Source organism: Thioalkalivibrio sp. ALJ15 (assembly GCF_000383695.1).
Taxonomy (GTDB): Bacteria; Pseudomonadota; Gammaproteobacteria; order Ectothiorhodospirales; family Ectothiorhodospiraceae; genus Thioalkalivibrio.
This window is the reverse complement of record NZ_KB912056.1, coordinates 695,096-721,284: the sequence shown is the minus strand read 5'-3', so window position 1 is coordinate 721,284 and position 26,189 is coordinate 695,096. Positions and strand designations below refer to the sequence as shown.

At 67.6% G+C, this 26,189-nt stretch carries 29 protein-coding genes; 25 read left to right on the top strand and 4 right to left on the bottom strand.

Annotation, left to right across the window (positions count from 1 at the left end):
• Positions 1 to 3: 3 nt before the first annotated feature.
• The 10 genes from G015_RS0103455 to G015_RS0103410 all read left to right on the top strand — a co-directional run bounded on the left by G015_RS0103455 (position 4) and on the right by G015_RS0103410 (position 7,675).
• On the top strand, positions 4 to 1,056 hold the full coding sequence (locus tag G015_RS0103455) for an FAD:protein FMN transferase (RefSeq protein ID WP_020146160.1): 1,053 nt from the start codon (positions 4 to 6) through the stop codon (positions 1,054 to 1,056).
• A complete protein-coding gene (locus G015_RS0103450; RefSeq protein WP_018138140.1) occupies positions 1,053 to 1,427 on the top strand; it encodes a NusG domain II-containing protein in 375 nt (124 codons plus the stop codon). Before G015_RS0103455 ends, G015_RS0103450 begins: the two co-directional genes overlap by 4 nt.
• A 7-nt stretch (positions 1,428 to 1,434) precedes the next feature.
• On the top strand, positions 1,435 to 1,980 hold the full coding sequence (locus G015_RS0103445) for a Gx transporter family protein (protein WP_020146159.1): 546 nt from the start codon (positions 1,435 to 1,437) through the stop codon (positions 1,978 to 1,980).
• Positions 1,955 to 2,887 (top strand): energy transducer TonB, encoded by a 933-nt coding sequence (locus tag G015_RS0103440; protein WP_018174943.1) that lies wholly within the window; start codon positions 1,955 to 1,957, stop codon positions 2,885 to 2,887. The genes G015_RS0103445 and G015_RS0103440 overlap by 26 nt, the downstream gene beginning before the upstream one ends.
• Positions 2,888 to 2,954: 67 nt before the next feature.
• Positions 2,955 to 3,533, top strand: coding sequence for a YqgE/AlgH family protein (locus G015_RS0103435; protein WP_018138143.1), 579 nt, complete (start codon positions 2,955 to 2,957; stop codon positions 3,531 to 3,533).
• Between the two features lie 18 nt (positions 3,534 to 3,551).
• A complete protein-coding gene (gene ruvX, locus G015_RS0103430; RefSeq protein ID WP_018138144.1) occupies positions 3,552 to 3,944 on the top strand; it encodes a Holliday junction resolvase RuvX in 393 nt (130 codons plus the stop codon).
• On the top strand, positions 3,941 to 4,465 hold the full coding sequence (gene pyrR / locus G015_RS0103425) for a bifunctional pyr operon transcriptional regulator/uracil phosphoribosyltransferase PyrR (protein WP_018138145.1): 525 nt from the start codon (positions 3,941 to 3,943) through the stop codon (positions 4,463 to 4,465). The genes ruvX and pyrR overlap by 4 nt, the downstream gene beginning before the upstream one ends.
• Positions 4,462 to 5,484: an aspartate carbamoyltransferase catalytic subunit gene (locus G015_RS0103420; RefSeq protein WP_018138146.1), complete on the top strand. Its 1,023-nt coding sequence runs from the start codon at positions 4,462 to 4,464 to the stop codon at positions 5,482 to 5,484. The genes pyrR and G015_RS0103420 overlap by 4 nt, the downstream gene beginning before the upstream one ends.
• Complete coding sequence (locus G015_RS0103415) at positions 5,481 to 6,773, top strand: dihydroorotase (RefSeq protein WP_018993250.1); 1,293 nt, start codon at positions 5,481 to 5,483, stop codon at positions 6,771 to 6,773. The genes G015_RS0103420 and G015_RS0103415 overlap by 4 nt, the downstream gene beginning before the upstream one ends.
• On the top strand, positions 6,770 to 7,675 hold the full coding sequence (locus G015_RS0103410) for a dihydroorotate dehydrogenase electron transfer subunit (protein WP_018993251.1): 906 nt from the start codon (positions 6,770 to 6,772) through the stop codon (positions 7,673 to 7,675). The genes G015_RS0103415 and G015_RS0103410 overlap by 4 nt, the downstream gene beginning before the upstream one ends.
• Positions 7,676 to 7,786: 111 nt before the next feature.
• Here the strand turns inward: G015_RS0103410 and G015_RS0103405 are convergent, their stop codons facing one another.
• Genes G015_RS0103405 through G015_RS0103395 form a run of 3 tightly spaced genes read right to left on the bottom strand, consistent with a single transcriptional unit; the run spans position 7,787 to position 11,183 of the window.
• Positions 7,787 to 8,905 (bottom strand): PilT/PilU family type 4a pilus ATPase, encoded by a 1,119-nt coding sequence (locus G015_RS0103405; RefSeq protein WP_012983774.1) that lies wholly within the window; start codon positions 8,903 to 8,905, stop codon positions 7,787 to 7,789.
• A gap of 27 nt (positions 8,906 to 8,932) precedes the next feature.
• On the bottom strand, positions 8,933 to 10,105 hold the full coding sequence (locus G015_RS0103400; protein WP_019592377.1) for a PilT/PilU family type 4a pilus ATPase: 1,173 nt from the start codon (positions 10,103 to 10,105) through the stop codon (positions 8,933 to 8,935).
• 43 nt (positions 10,106 to 10,148) lie between these two features.
• Positions 10,149 to 11,183, bottom strand: coding sequence for a type IV pilus twitching motility protein PilT (locus tag G015_RS0103395; protein WP_012983776.1), 1,035 nt, complete (start codon positions 11,181 to 11,183; stop codon positions 10,149 to 10,151).
• A 143-nt stretch (positions 11,184 to 11,326) separates the two neighbouring features.
• Between G015_RS0103395 and G015_RS0103390 the strand changes: the two genes are divergently transcribed.
• A complete protein-coding gene (locus G015_RS0103390; protein ID WP_012983777.1) occupies positions 11,327 to 12,040 on the top strand; it encodes a YggS family pyridoxal phosphate-dependent enzyme in 714 nt (237 codons plus the stop codon).
• Positions 12,041 to 12,053: 13 nt separating this feature from the next.
• Positions 12,054 to 12,872 (top strand): pyrroline-5-carboxylate reductase, encoded by an 819-nt coding sequence (gene proC / locus G015_RS0103385; protein WP_012983778.1) that lies wholly within the window; start codon positions 12,054 to 12,056, stop codon positions 12,870 to 12,872.
• An 822-nt stretch (positions 12,873 to 13,694) separates the two neighbouring features.
• On the opposite strand, the gene G015_RS0103380 is transcribed toward proC, so the two are convergent.
• Positions 13,695 to 14,075 carry a group III truncated hemoglobin gene (locus tag G015_RS0103380; protein ID WP_018137880.1) on the bottom strand — a complete coding sequence of 127 codons (381 nt, stop codon included), beginning with the start codon at positions 14,073 to 14,075 and terminating at the stop codon, positions 13,695 to 13,697.
• Positions 14,076 to 14,145: 70 nt separating this feature from the next.
• Here G015_RS0103380 and G015_RS0103375 point away from each other — a divergent pair, with 70 nt between their 5' ends.
• The 13 genes from G015_RS0103375 (at position 14,146) to trpC (ending at position 26,118) form a co-directional block, all read left to right on the top strand.
• The gene (locus G015_RS0103375) at positions 14,146 to 15,057 is read left to right on the top strand and encodes a fructosamine kinase family protein (RefSeq protein WP_018137881.1); all 912 of its coding nucleotides are present in this window, start codon (positions 14,146 to 14,148) and stop codon (positions 15,055 to 15,057) included.
• 103 nt (positions 15,058 to 15,160) lie between these two features.
• Positions 15,161 to 15,676: a 5-(carboxyamino)imidazole ribonucleotide mutase gene (gene purE / locus G015_RS0103370; RefSeq protein WP_018137882.1), complete on the top strand. Its 516-nt coding sequence runs from the start codon at positions 15,161 to 15,163 to the stop codon at positions 15,674 to 15,676.
• A complete protein-coding gene (locus G015_RS0103365; RefSeq protein WP_019592389.1) occupies positions 15,673 to 16,845 on the top strand; it encodes a 5-(carboxyamino)imidazole ribonucleotide synthase in 1,173 nt (390 codons plus the stop codon). Before purE ends, G015_RS0103365 begins: the two co-directional genes overlap by 4 nt.
• Entirely contained in the window at positions 16,842 to 17,459 is a 618-nt protein-coding gene (locus G015_RS0103360) for a class I SAM-dependent methyltransferase (RefSeq protein ID WP_018137884.1), read from the top strand. Before G015_RS0103365 ends, G015_RS0103360 begins: the two co-directional genes overlap by 4 nt.
• A gap of 2 nt (positions 17,460 to 17,461) precedes the next feature.
• A complete protein-coding gene (locus G015_RS0103355; RefSeq protein ID WP_018137885.1) occupies positions 17,462 to 18,127 on the top strand; it encodes an energy-coupling factor ABC transporter permease in 666 nt (221 codons plus the stop codon).
• A gap of 136 nt (positions 18,128 to 18,263) precedes the next feature.
• Positions 18,264 to 18,587, top strand: a complete 324-nt coding sequence (locus G015_RS0103350; protein WP_018137886.1) for a c-type cytochrome — start codon at positions 18,264 to 18,266, stop codon at positions 18,585 to 18,587.
• A gap of 180 nt (positions 18,588 to 18,767) precedes the next feature.
• A complete protein-coding gene (rpe, locus tag G015_RS0103345) occupies positions 18,768 to 19,457 on the top strand; it encodes a ribulose-phosphate 3-epimerase (protein WP_018137887.1) in 690 nt (229 codons plus the stop codon).
• 17 nt (positions 19,458 to 19,474) lie between these two features.
• Positions 19,475 to 20,158, top strand: coding sequence for a phosphoglycolate phosphatase (locus tag G015_RS0103340; RefSeq protein WP_020146158.1), 684 nt, complete (start codon positions 19,475 to 19,477; stop codon positions 20,156 to 20,158).
• A gap of 95 nt (positions 20,159 to 20,253) precedes the next feature.
• A complete protein-coding gene (gene trpE, locus G015_RS0103335) occupies positions 20,254 to 21,741 on the top strand; it encodes an anthranilate synthase component I (protein WP_018174922.1) in 1,488 nt (495 codons plus the stop codon).
• A 114-nt stretch (positions 21,742 to 21,855) separates the two neighbouring features.
• On the top strand, positions 21,856 to 22,449 hold the full coding sequence (locus G015_RS0103330) for an aminodeoxychorismate/anthranilate synthase component II (RefSeq protein WP_020146157.1): 594 nt from the start codon (positions 21,856 to 21,858) through the stop codon (positions 22,447 to 22,449).
• 289 nt (positions 22,450 to 22,738) lie between these two features.
• Positions 22,739 to 23,938 (top strand): multidrug effflux MFS transporter, encoded by a 1,200-nt coding sequence (locus G015_RS0103325; RefSeq protein ID WP_020146156.1) that lies wholly within the window; start codon positions 22,739 to 22,741, stop codon positions 23,936 to 23,938.
• Between the two features lie 336 nt (positions 23,939 to 24,274).
• Entirely contained in the window at positions 24,275 to 25,312 is a 1,038-nt protein-coding gene (trpD, locus tag G015_RS0103320; RefSeq protein ID WP_019592391.1) for an anthranilate phosphoribosyltransferase, read from the top strand.
• The gene (gene trpC, locus G015_RS0103315; RefSeq protein WP_018137893.1) at positions 25,312 to 26,118 is read left to right on the top strand and encodes an indole-3-glycerol phosphate synthase TrpC; all 807 of its coding nucleotides are present in this window, start codon (positions 25,312 to 25,314) and stop codon (positions 26,116 to 26,118) included. The genes trpD and trpC overlap by 1 nt, the downstream gene beginning before the upstream one ends.
• Positions 26,119 to 26,189: the final 71 nt, after the last annotated feature.

Genomic DNA, 26,189 nt, shown 5'->3' with positions numbered 1-26,189 from the left:
CCCATGCCGATCCCGTTTCCGCGCACCCGCCAGGCCTTCCTTGGACCGATCCTGCTCGCCGCGCTGGCCCTGGCCGGCTGCGACCGCGACACACCGGACACCGAGACCCTGAATTTCTTCGCCTTCGGCACGATCGTGGACGTCACGCTCTACCCCGCCGGGGCCTACGACCTGGAGGCGCTGGAATCCGAGTTGCAGGCCGAACTGGAGATCCTGCATACCTCCTGGCATGCCTGGGAGCCGGGATCGCTCGGACGTACCAATGAACTGCTGGCGCTTCGGGCCGAGTTCAGCGCCCCGCCCTCTGTCCTGCCACTGATCGAACGTGGCAAGGAAATGGAAGAGCTGAGCGACGGCCTGTTCAACCCGGCGCTGGGCAAGCTGATCGCCGCCTGGGGCTTTCATCAGGACGAGCCCGGGGGCCCGCCACCGGACGACGACACCCTGGAGGCGCTGCTAGAGGATCCGCCCAGCATGCGTGACGTCGAACGCAACGGGGTACGTCTGCGCGGCCAGCACGCGGACCTGCAACTGGACTTCGGGGGGCTCGCCAAGGGTCTCGCCGTCGAACGCATGCTCGACCTGCTGCAGGGCCTGGGCGTGGAGGCCGCGATCTTCAACGCCGGTGGCGATTTAATGACCCTCGGACGGCCTGCCGACCGACCCTGGCGCGTGGCGATCCGGCATCCCCAGGGTGGCATTCTCGGGAGCATCGAGCTTGATGCAGGCGAGGCGTTGTTCAGCTCCGGCGACTACGAGCGCGGCTACGAATGGGAAGGCGAACACATCCACCATGTGATCGACCCGCGCAGCGGGCGCCCCAGCGAAGGCATCCACGGCGCTACCGTGCTGCACAGCGACCCCGCCCTGGCCGACGCCGCCGCAACCACGCTGATGATTGCCGGCCCCGAGGAATGGCCGCGCTACGCCCGCAAGATGGGTATCGAGGCCGCCCTGGTGGTACTCGATGACCGCATCGAGGCGACCCCGGCGATGGCCGAACGCGTGCGCCTGGAAGAAGGCCAGACCTCGCTCGAGGAGCGCCAACTGCCGTGACGTTTTCTGGCCTGCGCTGGGGTGACGGGGTGATCGCCACCCTGGCCAGTGGCGTTGTGGTCGCGGCCTTTGCCCTCGCCTACCTGCCGGATAGCGAGGCCTCCATGCTGGTCATCACCCAGACTGGCGAGCCGCCGCGGCAGGAACCCCTGGACCGCACCCGCGAGATCGAGATTCAGGGCCCAGCCGGCATCACCCGCGTGCAGATCGAGCCGGGCAGGGCCCGCTGCGCCGACTCCCCCGGTACACGCAATATCTGCGAGAACAGCGGCTGGCTGCAGCGACACGGCGAGATCGCGGTCAGCCTGCCCAACCGGCTGACCCTGCAGGTGCAGGGCCGCGGCCCCGGCTACGACAGCCTTCATTACTGAGCCCGGCGTGACCGCCTCCACCCCCGACACGCTGACACAGCGCGACCGTGCGATCGCCGCGCTGGCCGCCATCGCTATTGGCGTCCAGATTCTGGAGGCGGCGATCCCGAGCCCGGTTCCGGGCATCAAGCCGGGGCTCGCGAACATCGTGACCCTGATCGCCCTGCTGACCCTCGGCTGGCGCGCGGCGGTGGCGGTGACCCTGATCCGGGTCGTTGGCGCCGCCCTGCTACTCGGCACGCTGATGAGCCCCACCTTCTGGCTGTCGCTGGCCGGGGCCCTGGCCGCCCTGGCCGCGCTCGGCCTGCTGCGCCCACTGGCAGCTCGGCATATCGGCGCGCTGGGCCTCGCCATCGCCGCGGCGATGGCGCACATCACCGCCCAGTTCCTGCTGGCCTGGGGCGTGATCATCCCCCACCCGAACCTGCCACTGGTGCTACCCCCACTATTGCTGGCCGCTCTGATTACCGGCAGCGTGACCGGTATACTGGCAGCACACGTGCTCGCAGACCCCCGGATCCAGCGCCATGTCCGTCTCGCACGGCACCCTTGAACCCGAATCTCCGCAGCGTCGCGGCCAACTGGGCCCGATGCTGTTTCTGGCCGTGGTCGCGCATGCCCTGATCATCCTCGGCATCGGCTTCGCCGTGGACCCACTGGACACGCCTTCCCGCGAGCCCCTGGACGTGACCTGGGTGACCGACCCGGACGCGCAGGCGCCAGAGCCGGAAGAGGTCGAACGCATCGCCACCGAAGACCAGGCCGCCAGCGGCGAAGGCGAGGAAGTGCAGGAGGCGTTATCCCCGGAGGCCGAGACCGAGGGTGTCGGCGAACCAGAACCCGAGGGCGTCGAAGCCACGCTGCCAGACCCGGGGCCACTGGTGATGGAGCCCGCCCAGCCGGAACCGGAGCCCGAACCCGAGGCCGTGGAGGCCGAGACGGACGAAGCGGAACCGACTGCCCCCGAGGTCGCCGAACCGGACCCGATCGAATCGCCCGAGGCGGAGGAACGCCCATCGGCCGCCGCGCTGATGAACCGGGGCCTGGACACCGCGCGCGCGGCCCCGGCCGAGGAGCGCCGCGAATTCTCCACCCGCGCCACCCGCACCCGCTACCTCGACAGCCTTGCTGCACGCAGCGCGCCGGAGGCCGCCTATCTGCAGTCCTGGATCAACAAGGTCGAGCGCGTCGGCAACCTGAACTACCCCGACGAGGCCCGCCGCCGGGGCCTGTCCGGCACGCTGGTACTGTCGGTCCGCCTGAACCCGGATGGCGAGCTGATGAACATCGAGATCGCCCGCAGCTCCGGCGAACCGGTGCTCGACCAGGCCGCGATGCGCATCGTGGAGCTGGCCGCGCCCTATGCCCCGTTTACCGAACAGATGCGCGAGGAATACGACGAACTCGTGATCACCCGGACCTGGGCCTTCCGCCGCGACCAGATGGAGCAGATTCGCTAGCAAGACACGAGGAACATCCGGGCTCGAGTTCCTTGCGGCATCACGGAGCAGCGTCGATACTGAACACATGACGCAAGCCCCTTCCAGCTCGAGCGCGGCCAGCCTGCGCGATCACTTCCTGATCGCGATGCCGAGCCTGAACGATGGCTACTTCAGCCATGCGGTCACCTATATCTGCGATCACGACGCCGAAGGGGCCCTGGGGCTGGTAATCAACCAGCCCACCGAGCTTTCGCTACGCGACCTGCTACAACACGTCGATCTCGAGCCTCGCGACGAGCTGCCGGAGATCCCGGTCTACCGGGGCGGCCCAGTCCAGCCCGAGCACGGCTTCGTGCTGCACACTGGAAAGCCCGAGTGGCGGGGCAGCCAGCCCATCACCGACTCCATCGTGCTGACCACCTCGCGCGACATCCTGGAGGCTATCAACGAGGGCCGCGGCCCGAGCCGCGTCCTCATTGCCCTGGGACACGCCGGCTGGGGACCGGGGCAGCTCGAGAGCGAACTGGCCGAAAACGCCTGGCTAACCACCCGCGCCGATGCCGACATCCTGTTCGACCACCCCAGCGCCGAGCGCTGGGCCGCGGCGGCCAAGCTGATCGGCATCGACGTCAACCTGATCAGTTCCGCGCCCGGCCACGCCTGAGGCGGGCCCGGCAACGTCATGGGGCTTCTGGCCTTCGACTACGGCCGCCGGCGGATCGGGATCGCGGTGGGCGAGGAACTGACCGGCGCCGCGCGCGGACTGCGCACGCTCAACACCGATTCACCGGAAGTCTGGTCCGTGATCGACACTCTGGTGAGCGAGTGGGCACCCGAGGGCTTTGTCGTCGGCTGGCCCACCCAGGCGGACGGGAAGCCCACGCCGCTGGCGAAACGCATCCGCGCGTTCGGGGCCGCCCTCGAAGCGCGCTACGGCCAGCCGGTATACTGGTACGACGAGCATCTGACATCGCACCTGGCCCGCGAGCGCAGCGGGCGGGGACGCCACGACCCGGGGCTGGACGCCCACGCTGCCGCGGTCATCCTCGAAGGCTGGTTTCAGGAGAACGCATGAAGACGCCGGACGTCCCAACCCTGCTCGACAGCATGGCCGAAAAGGCACGCCAGTATCTGGACAAGCGCGGGATCGACAACCCGATGGTGGTCGGCATCCACTCCGGCGGTGTCTGGATCGCGGAGCACCTGCGCGAACGCCTCGGGGTGGAAAGGCCACTGGGCAAGCTGGATATCAGCTTCTACCGCGACGACTTCTCCCGCATCGGCATGCATCCGCAGGTCCGCCCGTCCGAGCTGCCGGAGGACCTGGACGGCGTGCATGTCCTGCTGGTGGATGACGTGCTCTACACCGGGCGCACGATCCGCGCCGCCCTGAACGAGCTGTTCGACTACGGGCGCCCCGCCTCGGTCACGCTCGCCGTGCTGGTCGAGCGCGACGGGCGCGAGCTGCCGATCGCCGCCGCGATCGTCGGGGAACACATGGAACTCGGCACCCGGGAGCAGATCAAGCTGCGCGGCCCCGAACCCCTGCGCCTGGAGCGCGTCACCCTGGAGACCGATGGGGACGCCGACGCATGAGCGATACCGTGGTTACCCCGGTCCTGGCCGGGGCTGCCCGCCTGCCGGAGCCGGGCCCGTTGCCCAATCGCCTGCAGCTGACCGATGACGGCCAGCTGCGCCACCTGCTGACCATCGAGGGCCTCAACCGCGATCTCCTGAACGAGATCCTGGATACCGCCGAGTCGTTCGCGAACATGAACGAGAAGGCGGTCAAAAAGGTCCCACTGCTGCGCGGCAAGACCATCGTCAATCTGTTCTTCGAGGCCAGCACCCGTACCCGCACCACCTTCGAACTGGCCGCCAAGCGCCTGTCCGCGGACGTGCTCAACATCAACATCAGCACCTCCTCGGCGGTCAAGGGCGAGAGCCTGCTGGATACTCTGCGCAACCTCGAGGCGATGAACGTGGACATGTTCGTGGTACGCCACGAAGAGAGCGGGACCGCGCATTTCATCGCCCGCCATGTCGCCCCCGGCATCAGCGTGCTGAACGCCGGAGACGGCCGCCACGCGCACCCCACCCAGGCCCTGCTGGACATGTTCACCATCCGCCGGCACAAGGGCGACTTCACCAAGCTGAAGGTCGCGATCGTCGGCGACATCCTGCACTCGCGCGTGGCGCGCTCGCAGATCCACGCGCTCAACATCCTGCAGACCGGCGAAGTGCGCGTGGTCGCGCCCTGTTCGCTGCTGCCGGCGGATGTCGACCAACTCGGCGTGCACGTCTACAACAACCTCGACGCGGGACTGAAGGACGTCGACGTGATCATCATGCTGCGCCTGCAGCGCGAGCGCATGGAGCACGCCCACCTGCCCTCCGAGCATGAGTACTACCAGTTGTTCGGACTGACCTCGCGCCGCCTGCAACTGGCGCACCCCACCTGCCTGGTGATGCACCCGGGCCCGGCCAACCGCGGGGTGGAGATCGAGTCCGCGGTGGCGGACGGGCCGCACTCGGTGATCCTGCAGCAGGTGACCTACGGCATCTCGGTCCGCCAGGCCGTGATGTCCATGGTGATGGGGGCGCATCAGTCATGAGTGTGCTGATCGAGAACGTACGAATCATCGACCCGGCGGACGACTACGACGAGGTCGGGGCGCTCTGCGTGCAGGGCGCCGAGATCCTTGCGCGAGGCCAGATACCGGACGGCTTCGAGCCGCGCCGGCGCATTGATGGCAGCGGGCTGTGGCTGTTCCCCGGCCTGATCGACCTTTCCGCGCGCATGCGCGAGCCCGGCGAGGAGCACAAGGCCACCATCGCCAGCGAGACGCTGGCCGCCGCGCGCGGGGGCATCACCAGCGCCGTGATTCCCCCGGATACCGATCCGCCCATCGACTCCCCGGCCGAAATCGAGCTGATTGCGCGCCGCGCCCGGCAGGCCTGCGGCGTGCGGGTCTACACCCTGGGCGCCCTGACACAACGCCTGGAGGGGCAGCAGCTGGCCGAGATGGCGGCGCTGCAGCAGGCGGGGGCCCGCGGTGTGAGCAACGCCCACAAGCCGCTGGCCAGCCTGCTGGTGCTGCGCCGAGCCCTGGAATATGCGACCACCTTCGGCCTGACCATCGTGCTGCCCGCCCAGGACCTGTCGCTGACCGGCTCGGGCTGCATGCACGAAGGCGCGGTCTCCACGCGCCTGGGCCTGTCGGGCATCCCCGAGGCAGCCGAGACCGCCGCGCTGGGCGCCATCCTGGCCCTGGTCGAACAGACCGGGGCGCGCGTACACGTCGCAAGGCTGTCGACGCGCCGCGGGGCCGAGATGATCGCCAAGGCGCGCGCCGAAGGCCTGCCGATCACCGCCGACGTCGCCGCCCACCAGCTATTTCTGACCGAAGTCGACGTGGCCGAATACGACCCGAACGGCCATGTCATCCCTCCGCTGCGGGCCCAACGCGACCGTGACGGTCTGCGAGCAGCCGTCGCGCGCGGCGATATCAGCGCCATTTGCTCGGACCACCAGCCGCACGAGGCGGACGCCAAGCTCGGCCCGTTCGCCGGTACCGAGCCGGGCATCTCGGCCCTGGAGACTTTGCTGCCTCTGACCCTGCGCCTGGTCGAGGATGGCCTTCTCAGCCTGGGCGAAGCACTGGCGCGCGTGACGTCCGGGCCCGCGGAAATTCTTGGTTTCGAACAGGGCCGGCTGGGCGCCGGCGCGCGCGCCGATTTCGTTTTGTATGACCCCACCGCGCTTCAGGAGGTCCGACAGCAGGACTGGCTGAGCGCCGGGCGCAATTCGCCGTTTTTCGGCTGGACCTTCTCCGGCCAGGTTCGCGAGACCTGGGTAGCGGGCCGTCCGGCCTGGACCCAGCCCACTGAGGACAACGCATGACCCCCACCGGCGCCGAACGCCCCCACCGCGGCACGATCTTTCAGGAGACCGCTCGCATCCTCGATCACCAGGATGCCGGGGCCGGTCAGTGGATCCTGCGCGTCCAGGCACCGGAATGCGCGCAGCGCGCCGCGCCCGGGCAGTTCGCCCACATCCAGTGTTCGCCGAACCTGCCGATGCGGCGCCCCCTGTCGATCCAGCGGGTCGACCGCGAGGCCGGGTGGGTCGAGTTCCTCTACAAGGTCGTGGGCGACGGCACGCAGGCACTGTCGCAGCAGCCGGTGGGCGATTCCCTGAGCGTACTGGGGCCGATCGGGGTCCCGTTCCGGCTGAACCCGGATCGTCCGCTGCGGCTGCTGCTCGGGGGTGGCGTCGGGATCCCGCCGATGATCTTTCTGGCCGATCACCTGCGCCGCCAGGGCGAGGCGGGCCAGACCCGCGCGATCCTCGGCTCCGAGGTGCCGTTCCCGTTTCGGGCCAAGCCCTCGGAAATCCTCTGGCCAGGGCTGCCGGACGGGGCGATCGCGACCCTGCCGCTGCTGGAGGACTGGGGCGTGGCCTGCCGCCTGACCTCGAAGGCAGGCATCCCCGGTGCCCATGACGGCTTCGTGACCGATCTCGCCCGCGCCTGGCTCAAGACGCTCTCGCCTGTGGAACGTGATCAGGTCGAGCTCTATGCCTGCGGCCCGCACCCGATGCTCGAGGCCTGCGCGGAACTGGCGGCGGAGTTCGGCCTGCCCTGTCAGGTCTCGCTGGAGGAATTCATGGCCTGTGCAGTGGGTGGCTGCGCGGGCTGCACGGTACCGGTGCGCACCCCCGACGGCGTGGCGATGAAGCGTGTCTGCGTGGATGGGCCGGTGTTTGCGGCCGCCGATGTGTTCCCGGAGCCTGCGCGGGCCTGAGGGACAGGACGCACGGAGGGGTTCTTGGTAAGCGCCGGACACTGGGGAGCGCCCCTCCGAGATCCACATTGAGGAGCCGAGGGTGATGCGGTTCGCTTCGCTCAGCGCATCCTACCGGTCGGGGAGTTGAAGGTCTTCCTCGGCCTCGTCGGCCGCGGAGACGCCGCCGCCGAAGTTGAGGCGCCATTCGAGGTCGGCACGCGAGTCTGCCTTGTTCAGGGCCTCGTCCAGCATCACTCGGCCACCCTTGAACAGCTTGACGATGGCCTGATCGAAGGTCTGCATGCCCACCGAGCTGCCCTTGGCCATAATCTCCTTGATCTCGCTGATCTTCTCGTCGCGGATCAGTTCGGAGATATACGGCGTGTTCACCATGATCTCCAGCGCAGCCACACGCTGTCCGTCCTTGGTCTGCAACAGGCGCTGGGCGATGATCGCGCGCAGGTTCAGCGACAGATCCGAGAGGATCTGCGAGCGATTGTCCTCGGGGAACAAGTTGATTACGCGATCCAGCGCCTGGGTGGCATTGGTCGCGTGCAGGGTCGTCAGTACCAGGTGGCCGGTATCGGCGTAGGTCAGGGCCGCACGCATGGTCTCGCGGGAACGCACCTCCCCGATCATGATCACGTCCGGGGCCTCGCGCATCCCCTCCTGCAGGGCGTGATCATAGCTCGGGGTGTCGATCCCGACCTCGCGCTGGCCGACGATCGAGCGCTTGTGCGTAAAGAGAAACTCGATCGGGTCCTCGACCGTAAGAATATGACCGCTGGAATGCGTATTACGGTGATCAATCATCGAGGCGAGCGTGGTGGACTTCCCGGTCCCGGTCGCGCCGACGATCAGCACCAGCCCGTCATGGTGCGAGACGAATTCCTCCAGCACCGGGGGCAGCCCAAGCTGCTCGATGGTCGGGATGGACATGCGAATGAAGCGAATGACCATCGCGACCTCGCCGCGCTGGCGATAGACATTCACGCGGAAGCGTCCCAGACCCTCGCGCGAGACGCCAAAGTTGACCGCGGTCTCGCGCTCGAAGATCTCGGCCTGATGCTCGTTCATCATCTCGCGCGCGATGGCCTCCGCCTGACCGGGTGCGAGTGCCTTGCGCGAGATCGGCTGCAGGACCCCGTCGACCTTGATGCTCGCGGGCGCGCCGGTCAGGAAGAACAGGTCCGAGGCGGCCTTCTGCGCCATCAGGCTCAGGTACGGTTCGATCTGCATCTGGCTCATCGCTGATCTCCCGAAGGGTGCGGACCGTTAGCGGACACTGTAGTCCTCGGGACGGTCGTCCACGGACAGGCCCTCGCCCGTGTCGGCCACTGCCGGTGCACCGTCATCCTGTGCACGCTGCGAGTCGAGCTTGATGCGCAGCCGCAGGTCATTCACCGAATCGGCGTTGCGCAGGGCCTCCTCGTAGCTGATCTTGCGGGTCTCGTAGAGGTCGAACAGGGCCTGGTCGAAGGTCTGCATGCCCTGCTCGCGGGAGCGCGACATCAGCTCCTTCATCTCGTGCACCGCACCCTTCAGCATCAGGTCGGCCATCAGCGGGGTGTTGATCAGGATCTCCACTGCCGGCACGCGGCCCTCGCCGTTCTCGTGCCGCACCAGGCGTTGCGAGATCACCGCTTTCAGGTTCAGCGACAGGTCCATAAGGAGCTGCTCGCGCCGATCCTCGGGGAAGAAGTTGATGATGCGGTCCAGCGCCTGGTTGGTGCTGTTGGCGTGCAGGGTGGACAGGCACAGGTGACCGGTCTCGGCAAAGGCGATCGCGTAGTCCATCGTCTCCCGATCCCGGATCTCGCCGATCAGGATCACGTCCGGCGCCTGACGCAGGGTGTTCTTCAGCGCGATCTCGTAGCCCTCGGTGTCCACGCCCACCTCGCGCTGGGTGATGATGCTCTTTTCGTGTTCGTGGACGAACTCGATCGGGTCCTCGATGGTGACGATGTGATCGGGGGCATTGCGGTTGCGATGGCCGATCATCGCGGCGAGCGAGGTCGACTTGCCCGAGCCGGTCCCCCCGACGAAGATCACCAGCCCGCGGCGCTCCATGGTGATCTTCTCCAGCTGCGGCGGCATCTGGATGTCCTCGAACTTCGGGATCACCGAGTTGATCGTGCGCAGCACCATTCCGGGGCTGCCGCGCTGAGTAAACACGTTCACGCGAAAGCGCGACACGCCCTGCAGGCCGATCGCGAAATTGCACTCCTGATGGCGCTCGTACTCCGCGGACTGCTTGTCGTTCATCAGTGCGCGCACCAGCGCCTGGGTATGCGAAGGCGTGAGCTTCTGCTCGGTCATCGGCACCACGCGGCCGTCAATCTTGGCCGCTGGCGGCATGCCGACCGTGATGAACAGGTCCGAGCCACCCCGGTCCACCAGGGCGCGGAGCAGGTCGTGCATGTACTTGATCGCCTTGTCACGATCCATGGTGCTTCTCCCCTTGCCGAATCCCCCGGGCGGGGGCGCGGGCTCAGAACGAATCCGGGTTGGCGGCCTTGCGCTTGGCGTCCTCGCGGCTGATCACGCCCTGCGCCAGCATGTCTTTCAGGCACTGGTCCAGCGTCTGCATGCCAGTGCCGGCACTGGTCTGGATGGTCGAGTACATCTGCGCGATCTTGTTTTCGCGGATCAGGTTGCGGATGGCCGGCGTGCCCAGCATGATCTCGTGCGCGGCGATACGCCCGCCGCCGATCTTCTTCATCAGGGTCTGCGCGATAACCGCCCGCAGCGACTCGGACAACATCGCCCGCACCATGTCCTTCTCGGCCGCCGGAAACACATCGACGATACGGTCGATCGTCTTGGCCGCGGAACTGGTATGCAGGGTGCCGAAGACGAGGTGCCCCGTCTCCGCCGCGGTCAGCGCCAGGCGGATCGTCTCGAGATCGCGCAGCTCGCCGACCAGAATGGTGTCCGGATCCTCGCGCAGCGCGGAACGCAGCGCCTCGGAAAAGCCGTGGGTGTCGCGGTGTACCTCGCGCTGGTTGACCAGCGACTTCTTCGACTCGTGCACGAACTCGATCGGGTCTTCGATCGTCAGGATGTGGCCGTAGTCATTCTCGTTGCGGTGGTTGACCATGCCCGCCAGCGTGGTCGACTTGCCCGAGCCGGTCGGGCCCGTGACCAGCACGATCCCGCGCGGATAGTTGGAGATATCCTCGAAGATGCGCGGTGCCGCCAGCTCTTCCAGCGTGAGCACCTTGGAGGGGATGGTACGAAAGACCGCCGCCGCGCCCCGGTCCTGATTGAACGCATTGACACGAAAACGCGCCAGCCCGGTGACCTCGAACGAGAAGTCCGTCTCCAGGAACTCCTCGTAGTCCTTGCGCTGGCGGTCGTTCATGATGTCGTAGATCAGGCCCTGGACCTCCTTGTGGTCCATGACCGGCACATTCACGCGGCGCATATCGCCGTCGATGCGCACCATCGGCGGCATGCCCGCCGAGATGTGCAGATCCGAGGCCCCGTTCTTGACCGCAAAGGCCAGCAGCTGCGTGATATCCATGCATCCCCCTGTACAACCGGAAACGAGCCGCCAGCCCCAGCGCCCCGCCCCGGGCGACGCCCTGCCGGGCCCCGCAGCGTGTGACGGACACCGCCCGCCTGGCGGCGGTGCCCTTACGTTTCACCGGACTATATCATAGGGCCATGAGCGCACCAGACCACGCATTCAGGGCCGTTCGCGAACGTATCGTTCACGCCTGCGAACAGGCCGGGCGCGACCCCGGCAGCGTGCGTCTTCTGGCCGTATCCAAGACACGTACGGCCGACGACATCCGCGCGCTGCATGCCCTCGGGCAGACGGCGTTCGGCGAGAACTACGTGCAGGAGCTCATCGACAAGTTCGACGCCCTCGAGACCGGCCCGAACCCCCTGGGCCTCGAGTGGCACTATATCGGCGCACTGCAGAGCAACAAGACGCGCCCCGTGGCCGAACGCGCTCACTGGGTACACACCATCGACCGCGAGCGCATTGCCCGCCGCCTTTCGGAACAGCGCCCGGAACACCTGCCGCCCTTGCAGGTCTGCCTGCAGATCAATGTCTCGGGCGAGAGCCAGAAGGCAGGCGTCCCGCCGGAGGCTGCCGCCGCGCTGGCCGACACCGTCGCGAACCTGCCCGGGCTGACGTTACGGGGCCTGATGACCCTGCCGGCCGCCGAGAGCAATCGCGAGCGCCAGCGCCGGCCATTTGCCCGGCTGCGGCAGTTGAAGGACGAACTCAATGCGCGGGGACATGGCCTGGATACCCTGTCCATGGGCATGTCCGGCGATCTCGAGGCCGCGATCCTCGAGGGTGCCAGCCTGGTACGCATCGGCACCGCGCTGTTCGGGCCCCGCATCACACCCGAGAGAAACCAGTAAAAGAGGAGTCCGCATGACGGAACACCGCTTCGAAGTCGGCTTTATCGGCGCCGGCAACATGGGCGAAGCCCTGTTGCAGGGCCTGATCCAGTCCGGCCATGACGCCGAGCGCATCGCGATCGCCGACAAGAGCGCCGAACGCGTGCGCGATCTCCAGGCCCGCTACCCCGGACTGCAGGCCGCAAGTGCCGAGGCGCTCGCCGAGGACAGCGCCGCGCTGGTGCTCGCGGTCAAGCCGCAGACCCTGCCGGACCTGGCCCCCACGCTGCGCGAGGGCGTCACCCGCGGGCAGCCCCTGGTCATCTCGGTGGCCGCGGGCATCACCACGGCCCAGCTGGCCAGTTGGCTGGGTGACGGCACCCGCCTCGTCCGCGCAATGCCCAACACGCCGGCCCTGGTCGGCGCCGGCGTGACCGGCCTGTTCGCCGCCCCCACTGCCACCGCCGAAGACCGCGACACCGCCACCCGCCTGCTGGAGTCGGTGGGGCGGGCGATCCCGGTGGCGGACGAGGAGCTGATGCACGCGGTCACGGCGACCTCGGGCAGTGGCCCGGCCTATGTCTTTCTGATGATCGAGGCGATGCAGGACGCCGCGCAGTCGCTCGGGCTGCCGCCCGACACCGCGCTGGAGCTGACCCTTGGCACGCTGGCGGGTGCGACCCGACTGGCCGCCGAGAGCGACGAGCCGCCCGCCGAACTGCGCCACCGCGTGACGTCGCCGGGCGGCACCACCGAGCGGGCCTTGCAGGTGCTGGAGGATGGCGACCTGCGCGGACTCATGCGCCGCGCAATGGCGGCGGCGGCCGAACGCTCGCGCGAACTCGGACAGTAGGGGCTTCGTCCGCCGCGTTTCAGGCTGGGCCTGGTTCGTCATCCGGAGTTTACGGTGCCTTCGGCCCGCCACCTGCCATGCGCTCACTCGCGAGCGCGCCGCGAGGTACTTTCTTGCTTGCCCAAGAAAGTACCCAAAGAAGGGCACCCGGATTCCGCCCGGGAACCTTGCTCCAGGGCCCTCGGGCCGGCGGCGCTGAAACTCGCTACGCCTTTGGCTTCGCTCAGACAGTCAGCGCCTCTTTTCCGTCCCGAGGACCCTTCCGCAAGGGGCTTCATACGGGGGGATAAGGTCAAGACAACGGCTGGCCTGACGTTCCTGCCAGTGGATAGAGGCTAGGCATTCGGACATCTTGGCACGCTCGGCCTTCGGCCTTGGCGTGCCGCGCCCGCCAGCGGGCGCCAGCCCCCCTCGTAGGATGCGGATGAGCGCAGCGAATCGCATCAGGGGTGCCCCGACGCCGGACCGGTGCGTTTCGCTGCGCTCAACGCACCCTACAGCGCGGGCTTTATGACAGGTGCGGGAACACCGCCTGTTTTGCCCTACCCTCCCGATATGAGCCCCTTGTGGAGGGCGTGACAGGCCGGGAGAAGGCGCTGACTGTCTGAGCGCAGCGAGTTTCAGCGCCGCCGGCCTGGCGCGTCCGGAGCAAGGTTCCTGGGCGAATCCCGGGCGTGTTTCTTGGTTACTTCTTTGCACGAGCAAAGAAGTAACTCGGGGTGCGCTGCCGAGACAGCGCAGGCAGGCGGCAGGCCGAAGCCACCGTAAACTCCAGAGGACGAACCAGGCCCCGCCCCAGCAGGGCAGGAGGGCAGGGCGACGCTAGCGAATGATGTCCTCGCGCATCCGGCTGGCGATGCCCTCGGCCAGCTGCTGCCACTCGGCCGCTAGTGGCGCCTCCAGATGCTCCTCGGTGGTCGCCTTGAAGTGCCGCATCCAGATCGCCAGATCGGCCTCGGTCAGGTTCATCGGCGCATGCTTGCCGACCATGTCGATCGTGGGCGGCTGTTCCAGACGTCCGCCCAGGTTCATGTACCAGAAATCCGAGATGCGCCGGACATGGGACTCGAAGTCCTGAATGCGCTCGAAGTGGTGCCCGATCTCCGGGTCGCTGGACAGGCGGCGATAGAAGTCGTCGATGACCGCGCGGATGCGGTCGGCGCCGATCTTGTCGCACAGTGGCTCGAGTTTGCGAAAGGCCATGGGTGAGTCTCCTGACGAATCCCGCGGCAACCGTTAACCTGCATGTTGATCAGCAAGCCGGATACCGAGGATGAACCAATTGGATTCTGCGGGCCCTGACGCCATCACGGCGGCGGTGGCCCAGTGCATCACGGACCATACCGCAAGCGCGTTCGAGCCGACAGGAAGCCAGGCCTGTTCCGGGGGCTCGATCAACCAGGCCCAGCGCGTGACCGGGACCGATGGCCGGAGTTTTTTCGTGAAGCTCAACCGGGGCGCGATGGCCGAGGCGATGTTTGCCGCCGAGGCGCGCGGACTGGAGGAGCTGGCCCGCTGCGAGCGGGTGAAGATCCCCGCGGTGATCGGTACGGGCAAGGCGGGGGGTGCCTGCTTCATCGTGCTGGAGGAGCTGGACCTGGGTGGCCGGCGCGACGGGGTCGCGCTGGGGCACGGGGTGGCCGACATGCACATGAAGATGGCGGCGCGCTTCGGGCTGGATCACGACAATTACATTGGCTCGACGCCGCAGTCGAACCGCCAGCACGATGACTGGGTGTCGTTCTATCGCGACGAGCGCCTGGGCTTCCAGCGGAGTCTGGCGCGCGAGCGCGGGGCCGCGCATTCGCTGATCCAGGCGCTGGAGTCTCTGGAAGCGAGTCTGGGCGGGTTCTTCAGCGACTACCGCCCCGAGCCGTCGCTGTTGCACGGGGACCTGTGGAGCGGCAACTGGGGCTTCCAGTCCGATGGTACGGCCGTGCTGTTCGATCCGGCCGTTTACTACGGGGATCCGGAGGCGGACCTGGCCATGATGGAGCTGTTCGGTCATCCCGGGCAGGACTTCTTCAACGCCTACGAGGAGATCCGTCCGGTCGATGCCGGCTACCCGGTGCGCAAGACGCTCTACAACCTCTACCACATCCTGAACCACGACCACCTGTTTGGCGGGGGCTATGGTTCCCAGGCCGAGCGCATGATCCGTCAGCTGCTGGCGGAACTGAGATGAGCAGCGCGCGAGAGGTCGATCGAGCGGTGTCCGCCCGGCGCCGTAAGGATTCGGCCCCGTTGCGGGCTTGTCGCCCCGAGGCGGGGCGGCTAAGGTTCCGTCCATGACGGCCAACAACGACACAACCGCTGCGCGCGTGGGCGTGGTGATGGGCAGTACCTCCGACTGGGCGACGATGGAACGCGCGGTAGATGTGCTGGAGGAACTGGGCGTGCCCTACGAGGCGCGTGTGGTCTCCGCCCACCGTACCCCGGATCTCCTGTTCGAATATGCCGAGCAGGCCCGCGAACGAGGCCTGGCCGCGATCATTGCCGGGGCCGGGGGGGCTGCGCACCTGCCCGGGATGCTGGCCGCCAAGACCTCGGTGCCGGTACTTGGCGTACCGGTGGCTTCGCGCCATCTGAAGGGGCAGGACTCGCTACTGTCGATCGTGCAGATGCCGAAGGGGATCCCGGTCGCGACCTTCGCCATTGGCGAGGCCGGTGCGGCCAATGCCGCCTTGTTTGCCACCGCGATGCTCGCCAACTCCGACCCCGCCCTGTGCGAACGTCTGGACGCTTTCCGGCGTGCGCAGCGCGATACGGTGCTGAACCAGATCCTGCCGCCGGCCGCATCATGATCCTGCCTCCCGCCACACTGGGGCTGCTCGGCGGCGGGCAGCTCGGCCGCTACTTTGTGCGGGCCGCGCGCGAGATGGGTTATGCCGTGTGGGTGCTGGATCCCGACCCGCACAGCCCCGCCGGACAGGTCGCCACGCGACACCTTTGCCAGCCCTACGAGGATGCGGAGACGCTATCGGCACTGGCCGACCAGTGCGCGGTGATTACCTGCGAATTCGAGAATATCCCGCGCCCGGCACTGGAGTGGCTGGAGGCCAATGCCTGTCTGCGGCCCGGCCTTTGCGCGCTGGGCGTGGCCCAGGACCGGCTGGAGGAGAAGCGCTTTCTCGCCGAGATCGGGGTGGCGGTCGCGCCTTGGCGCCCGGTCACGGCCGGTGGCGATGGTGGCGATGGTGGCGAGGACACCACCGGCGCGCCATCCTTCCCGGCGATCCTGAAGACGGCCCGCCTGGGGTACGACGGCAAGGGGCAGCGCCCGATGGAGCACATGGGCGATCTCGCGGCCGCGCACGCGGAGCTCGGTGGCGTGGACTGCGTGCTCGAGGAGCGGGTGCAGCTCGAGCGCGAACTGTCGGTCGTGGTGGCGCGCACCGCAGATGGTCGCAGCGAGGCCTTCCCGGTATCCGAAAATATGCATCGAGGCGGCATCCTGCACCTGAGCCGGGTGCCGGCGCGCGTCGACGAGGCCCTGTCCGGCCGAGCCGTGGCAATCGCGCAGTTGATCGCCGACCGCCTCGACTATTGTGGCGTGCTGGCGGTCGAGTTCTTCTTGAGTATGGGCGGGGATCTGCTGGTCAACGAGATCGCCCCGCGCCCGCACAACACCGGTCATTACACGCTGGACGCCTGCACCGTCTCCCAGTTCGAGCAGCAGGTGCGCGCGATCTGCGGTCTGGGGCTCGCCCCGGCGCGCCTGACCACCCCGGTGGCGATGGTCAATCTGCTGGGGGGGCTGTGGCCCGCGGACGGAAGTCCGGACTGGTCCGACGTGCTGGAGGCCGGGCGTGCGCGCCTGCATCTGTATGGCAAGAGCGAGGCGCGGGCGGGGCGCAAGATGGGGCACCTGAGCGTGCTGGGCCTGCCTGGCGAGGACGATGCGATGGCCCCGGCGTCCACCGCCGAGGGGCTGTGGCAGGACCTGGCGCGGGCGGCGGGGGTGTCCGAGTGACCGAGGCGTTCCCGGATTCCCGTTCGCGCCGGGCGCGTCAGGCGGAGCTCAAGCGCGACCTCGAATTCGCCGATACCCTGGCGGGCGAGTCCCTGCGCTTTCGCACGACCTGGGGGCTTTTTTCGCCGCGCCGGATCGATGATGGCACGCGCATGCTGCTGGATCGCATCGATGTGCGTCCGAGTGATGACTGCCTGGACCTGGGCTGCGGCTATGGCCCGATCGGCCTGACCCTGGCGCGCAAGGCCCCGCAGGGCATGACGACGCTGGTGGACACCAATTTCCTGGCGGTCGAGTACAGCCGGCGCAACGCCGAGCTCAACGGCATTACCAACGTCGAGTGCGTAAACAGCAACGGTTTTGCCCAGATCCGTGACCGCCGTTTCGATCTCGTGGCCTCGAACCTGCCGGCCAAGGTGGGCCGGGAGATGCTCTACACCTATCTGCTGGATGCCCACGAGCAGATGAACCCCGGTGGTCGCATCTATGTCGTAACCATTACCGGGTTGCGGCGGTTTATCGAGAAGGGGTTCAAGGAAGTGTTCGGCAACTACGACAAGGTCAAGCAGGGCCGCGAGTACACCGTCGCGGCCGCCGAACGCGAGCCCGACTGACCATGGTCGAGGGGGCGGGCGAACTCCCGGTTGCGCTCCGCGTGCTGTCCGCCCTCCTGCTGGGGGCGGGGCTGCTGATCATGCTGCGACGCATGCCCTGGGAGGCCTTCTTTGTCCCCGGGCGCACGCAGCTCTTTGTGATCGCCACGCTGTGTCTGTTTCTGATCTGGGGTCTGCGTGCACAGACCCTGGAGGGCCTGGCGCTGCACTTTCTTGGCATGGCCACGATTACGCTGATGTTCGGCTGGCAGCTGGCGATCTTGATGGTATTTCTGGTGGTCGCGGGACTGGCCCTGCTGGGGGCGCTGCCGCTTGCGGCCTTTCCGCTGACAGTCCTGCTGGCGGGCGTGCTTCCGGTAGCTGTGACCTGGGGGCTGCTGCGGGCGACTGAGGCCTGGCTGCCCCGCCACATGTTCATCTACCTGTACGGGGTCGCGTTCCTAGGCGGGGCCCTGACGGTGGCGGCCACGGTGCTGACCTCGGCGGTGATCTACGGGCTGTTCACCGACCTGGCCTGGGGCGATATCTACCGCGATTACGTGCGCTATCTGGCCCTGCTCGTGCTGCCCGAGGCTGTCCTCAACGGCATGGTCGTCACCGGTCTGGTGATGGTGCGCCCGGAGTGGCTGGCGACCTGGTCTGACGAACGCTATGTGCACGGGCGCTGATCCGTTCAAACCTTCTTGTGGCCGCATTTCCCTACCGGTTTTTATGTTAATGAACCGTTCAGGGAAGCCCTGCTAACGTTCACTTCACGATGGGGCGCAACCCCGTTGGTGAGCTGCAAACGAGGAGACCACAACAATGAAAACCAAGCTGTTCGTTCTGGCCGGGATCGCAGGGAGTGTGCTGATGCTGTCCTCCGCCGCGCAGGCGGCCGACATCCAGGCTGGCCAGTCCAAGTACCAGTCCACCTGCCTGAGCTGCCATGGTGCACAGGGCAAGGGGCAGGCGATCTTCCCCGCGCTGGCCGGTCGTGACGCCGAATACGTGACCGACAAGCTCGAGCGCTACCGCGCCGGTGAAGAGGTCGGTTCCCATACCGGTCTGATGCGCCCGCATGCCCAGGCGCTGAGCGATGACGACATCGCCAACGTGGCCGCCTTCATCGAGTCCGAATTCAACTGATTCAGACAACCGCGAAGTGGCAAGCCGACGGGCCGGGGTTTCCCCGGCCCGTTTGCGTTGGAGGGCCTGTCGCATGCGCCGCCTTTTGCCTGCCATGGCGGCATCCGGTAAAGTTCCGCGGTTCCGAGAGCGTGGCCGATGGTCGGTCCCGCTATCCCAGAGATTTCTGCGAGGCTTCCCATGGCACAACCCGATTTCATTGCCCCGTCCATCCTCTCCGCCGACTTTGCCCGTCTGGGCGAGGAAGTCGACAACGTCCTGGCCTCCGGCGCGGACATCGTCCACTTCGACGTGATGGACAACCACTACGTGCCGAACCTGACCATCGGCCCGCTGGTCTGCGATGCCCTGCGCAAGCACGGCGTGACTGCGCCGATCGACGTGCACCTGATGGTCAAGCCGGTGGACCGCATCATCCCGGACTTCGCCCAGGCCGGCGCCAGCTACATCACCTTCCACCCGGAGGCCTCCGACCACATCGACCGCACCCTGCAGTTGATCCACGCCGAGGGCTGCAAGGCGGGTCTGGTGTTCAACCCGGCGACCCCGCTGTCCTACCTGGAATACGTGATGGACAAGGTCGACATGATCCTGCTGATGTCGGTGAACCCGGGCTTTGGTGGCCAGAAGTTCATCCCGGCCACCCTCGACAAGCTGCGCGCCGCGCGCAAGATGATCGACGAATCCGGGCGTGATATCCGCCTCGAGATCGACGGTGGTGTGAAGGCCGACAACATTCGCGAGATCAAGGCTGCGGGTGCGGATACCTTCGTCGCCGGCTCCGCGATCTTCGGCGCGTCCAGCGACTCCGACGCGAACCGCTACAACAGCATCATCCAGCAGATGCGCGACGAGATGGCCAAGGCCTGATTCGCCCGGAGACCAGGATGTCCCTGAAGCGCCCCCGCATGATCCTGATCGACCTGGACGGCACGCTGATCGACAGCGTGCCGGACCTCGCCTATAGCGTGGATGCCATGATGCGCGAGCTCGGCCTGCCCGAGCGCGGCGAGGCGGCCGTGCGCAACTGGGTTGGCAACGGCGTGGAAAGGCTGGTCAAGCGGGCGCTGCTCAATGCGCTCGACGGCGAGCCGGACCCGGAGACTCTCGAGCGGGCCCTGCCGGTGTTCATGCGCATCTACCAGGAGAACACCGCCGGGCGCTCGCCGCTGTACCCGGGGGTGCGCGAGGGGCTGGACCAGCTGAAGGCCGCCGGTTACCGCCTGGGCTGCGTGACCAACAAGGCCGAGCGCTTCACCGTGCCGCTGCTGCGCGAGAAGGGCATCCTCGATGACTTCGAGATCGTGGTCGCCGGTGATGCCCTGCCGCAGAAAAAGCCCGACCCGGCGCCGCTGCTGCACGCGGCCAACGAGCTGGGTGTCGACCCCTCCGAGTCGCTGATGGTCGGGGACTCGAAGAGCGACGTGAAGGCGGCGCGCGCGGCCGGCTTCCAGATCGTCTGCATGACCTACGGCTACAATCACGGCGACGACATCCGCGACGAGCACCCGGATGCGGTGCTCGACCGGCTGGACGAACTGCCGGACCTGCTGCCCGCCCGGGCAGCCTGAATCGGATGATCGCAATGGACCGGACAATGGGGCGATGGCGAAACGGCGACTGATCTGCCGCGCCGTCTGCCCCTCTCTTGTCAGGAACCCTTGTGATGACCCCCGAACAGTTCGACGCCCTGGCCCGCGAGGGCTATAACCGCATCCCGCTGGTGCGCGAGGTCCTGGCGGATCTCGAGACCCCGCTGTCCATCTTCCTGAAGCTGGCCAACCGGCCGTATTCCTACCTGTTCGAGTCGGTGCAGGGCGGGGAGCGCTGGGGCCGCTATTCTTTTATCGGCCTGCCGGCGCGGACCCGGGTGCGGGTGCACGGTCACGACATCACGGTGGAGACCGACGGTGACCTGGTCGAGCAGACCACCGAGACCGATCCACTGGCCTGGATCGAGGCCTACCAGGCGCGCTTCAAGGTTGCCGAGCTGCCGGGCCTGCCGCGCTTCACCGGTGGCCTGGTCGGCTACTTCGGCTTCGAGACCGTGCGCCTGATCGAGCCGCGCCTGGAGGGCCCGGAAAAGCCCGATGCGCTGGGGCTGCCGGACATCCTGCTGATGGTCTCCGAGGAGGTCGTGGTCTACGACAACCTCTCCGGGCGGCTGTATCTCGTGGTGCATGCCGATACCTCTCGCCCCGACGGACAGGCCGTGGCGGCCGAACGCCTCGACGAGCTGGAGAGCCGGATCGGCGAGCCGCTGGTACCGCCGGAGGACCCGCCGCACCCGCACGCGGTGCCGGAGTATGTGCCGGGCTGGTCGGCCGAGGGCTTCCAGGCTGCCGTGGCGCGGGCGCAGGAATACATCATGGACGGCGACGTGATGCAGGTGGTGCTGGCGCAGCGCATGAGCGTGCCGTTCTCGGCGCCCCCGCTGAACCTCTACCGCGCGCTGCGGGCGCTGAACCCGTCGCCCTACATGTACTACCTGGACCTGGACGACCACCATGTGGTCGGGGCCTCGCCGGAGATCCTGGTGCGGCTGGAGGATGACCGCGTGACCGTGCGTCCGATCGCCGGTACCCGCCCGCGCGGGCGTACCGAGGAGGAGGACCGCGCGCTGGAGGTCGAGTTGCTGGCCGATCCGAAGGAACGCGCCGAGCACCTGATGCTGATCGACCTCGGGCGCAACGACGTTGGTCGGGTCTGCGAGATCGGCTCGGTGGAGGTGACCGACACCATGACCATCGAGCGCTACTCGCACGTGATGCATATCGTCTCCAATGTGGAGGGCCAGCTCGCCCCGGGGCACTCGCCGATGGACGTGCTGCGGGCGACCTTCCCGGCCGGTACGGTCTCCGGCGCGCCGAAGATCCGCGCGCTGGAGATCATCGACGAGCTGGAGCCGGTCAAGCGCGGGCCGTATTCCGGTGCGGTCGGTTACCTCTCCTGGTCCGGCAACATGGATACCGCGATCGCGATCCGCACGGCCGTACTGCATGACGGTGAGCTGCACATCCAGGCCGGGGCCGGCGTGGTGCACGACTCGGTGCCCGAGAACGAGTGGCAGGAAACCCTGAACAAGGGGCGCGCGGTCGTGCGCGCAGCCGAGCTGGCACTGGGCGGACTAGGGCCGCGCAAGCACCGTGGCTGAGGGCGTGATGACCGACGCAGAACGGGCAGCACGAACGCGGTTGTCGGACACGCCGGGCGCACTCGCGCTAGTCTGCGATCTGTACCGGTCCGGTGCGGCGGAGGGACTCCCGGCATGATCCTGATGATCGACAACTACGACTCGTTCACCTTCAATCTGGTCCAGTACCTGGGCGAGCTGGGGGCGGAGGTCGAGGTGCATCGCAACGACCAGATCACCCCCGACCAGGTCGCCGAGCTGGCGCCTGCCGGGATCATGATCTCGCCCGGCCCCTGCACCCCGAACGAGGCGGGTGTGTCCATGGAGGTGATCCGCCGCTTTGCCGGGCAGATCCCGATCCTGGGGGTCTGTCTCGGGCATCAGGCGATCGGTCAGGTGTTCGGCGGGCGCGTGGTGCGGGCCCGCGAGATCATGCACGGCAAGACCTCCCCGGTGCATCACACCGGGGTGGGGGTCTTTGCGGGCCTCGAGAATCCGCTGGAGGCCACGCGCTATCACTCCCTGGTAGTGGAGTCGGCCTCGCTGCCCGATTGCCTGGAGGTCACCGCCTGGACCGAGCGTGAGGATGGCACCCGCGACGAGATCATGGGTCTGCGCCACCGTGAACTGGACGTCGAGGGCGTGCAGTTCCACCCCGAATCCATCCTGACCCGGCAGGGGCACGAGCTCCTCGACAACTTCCTGCGCCGCCTGCCCCAGCCGGCGTGAGCGGAGGGAAGCACGCACCCGCGTTGGTGCCCCATGTTTTCCGAGACCAGGAGCATCGTGCAGCGGGTAGTGGTTCTACCGGCCCGTTTTTGATTGATTCGGGGCGCAACGCAGGATCGGGGAACATGGGGCTCCAACCCCACAAGCTATTCAATGCGGGGGCTCGGCCGCCCGTTGTTATCAAAAACGGGTGTGCGCACGGCGTTGCGGCTCCCTTGTGCAGAATGACTGCACGGCGGTCACCGCGCCTTGTTCGCACGCAAAAGCGACTCGAGCGCGGGCGCGTACATTGACCAGTGCTTCCCTAGAACGCCGCACCCGGCTGCGCTTCGCGCTGCTGGTCGCGCCCCTGGCGCTGCTGGCGCCGTTCTCGCTGGATACCTACCTGCCGTCGTTTCCGGCGATGGCCGCGGACCTGTCCGTCGACGGTGCGGCGATGCAGGCGACGCTGTCCTCCTACCTGGTCGCCTTTGCCCTGGCCACGCTGGTAGCCGGGCCGCTGTCGGATGCCTTTGGCCGGCGTCCGGTCGTGCTGTGGGCGCTAGTGGCCTATGTCGCGACATCCGCGCTGCTGGTGGTGGCGGTGGAGTACTGGCAAGTGATCGGGTTGCGGATCGGCCAGGGCTTCGCGGCGGCGGCGGGGGTGGTGGTGAGCCGTGCCCTGGTGCGCGACCGTTTCGACCCCATCGATTCGCGGCGCGTATTCGCGATTGTGACGATCATGTTCGCGATGGGGCCTGCGATCGCGCCCATCCTGGGCGGCTATCTGCAGTCCTCGTTCGGGTGGCGGTCGGTGTTCGCGTTCCTGGTGCTCTACGGGGTCGTGCTGTTGCTGGCCGCGCGTCTCTGGCTGCCGGAGACCCTGCCCCCGGTCGGGCGCGTGTCCAGCCGGCCGCGGCTGGTGCTGGGGCGCTATGCGGGTACGTTGCGCAACGTGCAGTTCCTGCAGCCGGTGCTGGTGCATACCACCCTGTTCGGGGCCAAGTTCCTGTTCGTCGCGGCCTCGCCCGCGCTGATCTATGTCCATCTCGGCGGGGGCGAGCGCGATTTCTGGTGGCTGTTCGCGCCCATGGTGGTCGGGCTGATGCTGGGGGGCGTGGCCTCCGGCTGGAGTGCCGGGCGCGTGGCGCCCGAGGTCACGGTCCGCATCGGCTTGCTGCTCACCGGGATTTCGCTGGCGCTGGTGGGCTGGGCGGCGCTGGCCCCGGAACCCTCGGTGGCGGCGGTGACCCTGCCGTTTGCGCTGTACAGCTTTGCCCTGGCCCTCGGGATGCCCTCGCTGACCCTGCTGGCGCTGGACTGCTATCCGGGGGCGCGCGGTATGGCCTCGGCGATGCAGGCCTTTATTCAGCTCGGGTTTGCAGCCCTGCTCACGCTCTTCGTGGTCGACTGGCTGGATGACGTCCTGCTGCACCTGGTCGCCGGTGCGGCGGTCATCTGGCTCTTTGCTGCTTTTGTCTGGTTCGGCGGAGGATTAGGGAAACGCTGACCCCTATGCACACTCGCGCTCGAGTCGCTTTTGCGTGCGAACAAGGCGCGGTGACTGCCGTGCAGTCATTCTGCACAAGGGAACCGCAACGCTGTTCCCGCGCCCGTTGTGATCAAAAACGGGCGGCCGAGCCCCTTCGAGGCTGGCACCCCAGGTTCCTGGATCCTGCGTTGCGGCCCTTGCCGGTAAAACCACTACCGGCTGCGCACCGCGCCTAGTCTCGGAAAACCTGGGGTACCAACGCGAGTGTGCATAGGGGTCAGCGTTTCCTTGGTTCGTGCCGCGCGGGAGCGGGCGTTACACTAGCGCTCCCCATTCCCCGACAGGAGCAGCCCTGTGACCGTGCAGCAAGCCATAGCGGCCCTGATCGAACGTCAGAACCTGGACGAGGCGGCCATGACCGCCGTGATGCAGTTAGTGATGACCGGAGAGGCCACCGACGCCCAGATTGGCGGGCTGCTGGTGGCCCTGCGCATGAAGGGCGAGACCATCGAGGAGATCCGCGCGGCGGCCGGTGTAATGCGCGAGCTGGCGACCCGCGTGGATGTCCCGCGCACCGGGCTGGTCGATACCTGCGGCACCGGCGGCGATGCCTCCGGCACCTTCAATATCTCCACCGCCTCGGCGTTGGTCGCGGCGGCCGGTGGCGTGCGGGTGGCCAAGCACGGCAACCGCTCGGTGTCGTCGAAGTCCGGCTCCGCGGACGTGCTGGAGCACCTGGGGATCCATCTCGGGCTGGCGCCGGAGGCGGTCGGGTCCTGCATCGAAGAGGTCGGCGTTGGCTTCCTGTTTGCTCCGGCCCATCATGGCGCGATGAAACACGCGATCGGCCCGCGCAAGGAGCTGGGCGTGCGCACGCTGTTCAATGTGCTGGGCCCGCTGACCAACCCTGCCGGGGCGCCGAATCAGGTGCTGGGCGTGTTCTCCGATGCCTGGGTGCGGCCGCTGGCCGAGGCCCTGAAGGGACTGGGCAGCGAGCATGTGCTGGTGGTGCACGCCGAGGACGGGCTGGACGAGATCAGCATCGGTGCCCCGACGCGTGTGGCCGAGCTGAAGGATGGCGCGATCGAGGAGTACACCGTCGTGCCCGAGGATTTCGGGCTGGCACGGAGCGGGCTGGACGCGATCCGGGTCGACAGCGTGGAGGCCTCGGCCGCGATGCTCCGCGGGGTGCTGGAGGGGCAGGCCGGCGCGGCCCGCGATATCGTCCTGCTGAACGCCGGGGCCGCGATCTACGCCGGGGGTGGCGCCGAGTCGCTGGCCGCGGGCGTTGGCCGTGCGGCCGAGGCGATCGATTCGGGTGCCGCCCGCGAGCGCCTGGAGCGGCTGCAGGCGACCAGTGCACGATTGACCAATCAAGGAGCAGGAAGCTGATGACTGACGTCCCGGACATCCTCAAGCGGATCCTCGAGCGCAAGCGCGAGGAACTGAAGGAACGCGAGGCCTTCTGGCCGTTGCGCGAGCTGCGTGGCTGGATGGGGTCGGCCCCGGAGCCGCGCGGGTTCCGGGCGGCGTTACAGCGCGATATCGATGCCGGCCGCGCGGCCGTGATCGCGGAGATCAAGAAAGCCAGCCCTAGCCAGGGGCAGATCAGCCCGAACTTCAACCCCGAGGTCTTTGCCCGCAGCTACGAGGAACACGGGGCCACCTGCCTGTCGGTGCTGACCGACGTGGACTTCTTCAAGGGGCGTGACGGGGATCTGCGGGATGCGCGCGTGGCCTGCCAGCTGCCGATCCTGCGCAAGGATTTCGTGATCGACCTCTACCAGGTTTACGAGGCGCGGGTGCTGGGGGCGGACTGCGTGCTGCTGATCGCCGCCGCGCTGGATGACACCGCGCTGCACGAACTGTACTTCCTGACCCGCGAGCTGGGCATGGATGCCCTGGTCGAGGTGCACGATGCCGAGGAGCTCGAGCGCGCGAAGAAGATCGGGGCGGATCTGATCGGCATCAACAACCGCGACCTGCGCACCTTCGAGACGCGCCTGGAGACCACGCTGGAGCTGAAGGACCAGGTGCCGGACTCGGCGCTACTGGTCACCGAGAGCGGCATCCATACCCGTGAGGATGTGGCGCGCATGCAGGAGTCGGGGGTGAATGCCTTCCTGGTAGGCGAAGCCTTCATGCGGACCGAGGATCCGGGCCAGGCGCTGGGCCGGCTGTTCCGCGGCGAAGACTAGTACCACGGCAACAAGTCGCCCGGGGTTTGCTTGCTTGCGGGCGCGGCGCCCGCCCGTATTGGCTGCGGGCA

Coding starts and splice junctions, on each gene's coding strand:
- G015_RS0103455 (WP_020146160.1), top strand. CDS start 4: ATGCCGATCCCGTTTCCGCGCACCCGCCAGGCCTTCCTTGGACCGATC.
- G015_RS0103440 (WP_018174943.1), top strand. CDS start 1,955: ATGTCCGTCTCGCACGGCACCCTTGAACCCGAATCTCCGCAGCGTCGC.
- G015_RS0103435 (WP_018138143.1), top strand. CDS start 2,955: ATGACGCAAGCCCCTTCCAGCTCGAGCGCGGCCAGCCTGCGCGATCAC.
- ruvX (WP_018138144.1), top strand. CDS start 3,552: ATGGGGCTTCTGGCCTTCGACTACGGCCGCCGGCGGATCGGGATCGCG.
- pyrR (WP_018138145.1), top strand. CDS start 3,941: ATGAAGACGCCGGACGTCCCAACCCTGCTCGACAGCATGGCCGAAAAG.
- G015_RS0103420 (WP_018138146.1), top strand. CDS start 4,462: ATGAGCGATACCGTGGTTACCCCGGTCCTGGCCGGGGCTGCCCGCCTG.
- G015_RS0103415 (WP_018993250.1), top strand. CDS start 5,481: ATGAGTGTGCTGATCGAGAACGTACGAATCATCGACCCGGCGGACGAC.
- G015_RS0103410 (WP_018993251.1), top strand. CDS start 6,770: ATGACCCCCACCGGCGCCGAACGCCCCCACCGCGGCACGATCTTTCAG.
- G015_RS0103405 (WP_012983774.1), bottom strand. CDS start 8,905: ATGAGCCAGATGCAGATCGAACCGTACCTGAGCCTGATGGCGCAGAAG.
- G015_RS0103400 (WP_019592377.1), bottom strand. CDS start 10,105: ATGGATCGTGACAAGGCGATCAAGTACATGCACGACCTGCTCCGCGCC.
- G015_RS0103395 (WP_012983776.1), bottom strand. CDS start 11,183: ATGGATATCACGCAGCTGCTGGCCTTTGCGGTCAAGAACGGGGCCTCG.
- G015_RS0103390 (WP_012983777.1), top strand. CDS start 11,327: ATGAGCGCACCAGACCACGCATTCAGGGCCGTTCGCGAACGTATCGTT.
- proC (WP_012983778.1), top strand. CDS start 12,054: ATGACGGAACACCGCTTCGAAGTCGGCTTTATCGGCGCCGGCAACATG.
- G015_RS0103380 (WP_018137880.1), bottom strand. CDS start 14,075: ATGGCCTTTCGCAAACTCGAGCCACTGTGCGACAAGATCGGCGCCGAC.
- G015_RS0103375 (WP_018137881.1), top strand. CDS start 14,146: ATGAACCAATTGGATTCTGCGGGCCCTGACGCCATCACGGCGGCGGTG.
- purE (WP_018137882.1), top strand. CDS start 15,161: ATGACGGCCAACAACGACACAACCGCTGCGCGCGTGGGCGTGGTGATG.
- G015_RS0103365 (WP_019592389.1), top strand. CDS start 15,673: ATGATCCTGCCTCCCGCCACACTGGGGCTGCTCGGCGGCGGGCAGCTC.
- G015_RS0103355 (WP_018137885.1), top strand. CDS start 17,462: ATGGTCGAGGGGGCGGGCGAACTCCCGGTTGCGCTCCGCGTGCTGTCC.
- G015_RS0103350 (WP_018137886.1), top strand. CDS start 18,264: ATGAAAACCAAGCTGTTCGTTCTGGCCGGGATCGCAGGGAGTGTGCTG.
- rpe (WP_018137887.1), top strand. CDS start 18,768: ATGGCACAACCCGATTTCATTGCCCCGTCCATCCTCTCCGCCGACTTT.
- G015_RS0103340 (WP_020146158.1), top strand. CDS start 19,475: ATGTCCCTGAAGCGCCCCCGCATGATCCTGATCGACCTGGACGGCACG.
- trpE (WP_018174922.1), top strand. CDS start 20,254: ATGACCCCCGAACAGTTCGACGCCCTGGCCCGCGAGGGCTATAACCGC.
- G015_RS0103330 (WP_020146157.1), top strand. CDS start 21,856: ATGATCCTGATGATCGACAACTACGACTCGTTCACCTTCAATCTGGTC.
- trpC (WP_018137893.1), top strand. CDS start 25,312: ATGACTGACGTCCCGGACATCCTCAAGCGGATCCTCGAGCGCAAGCGC.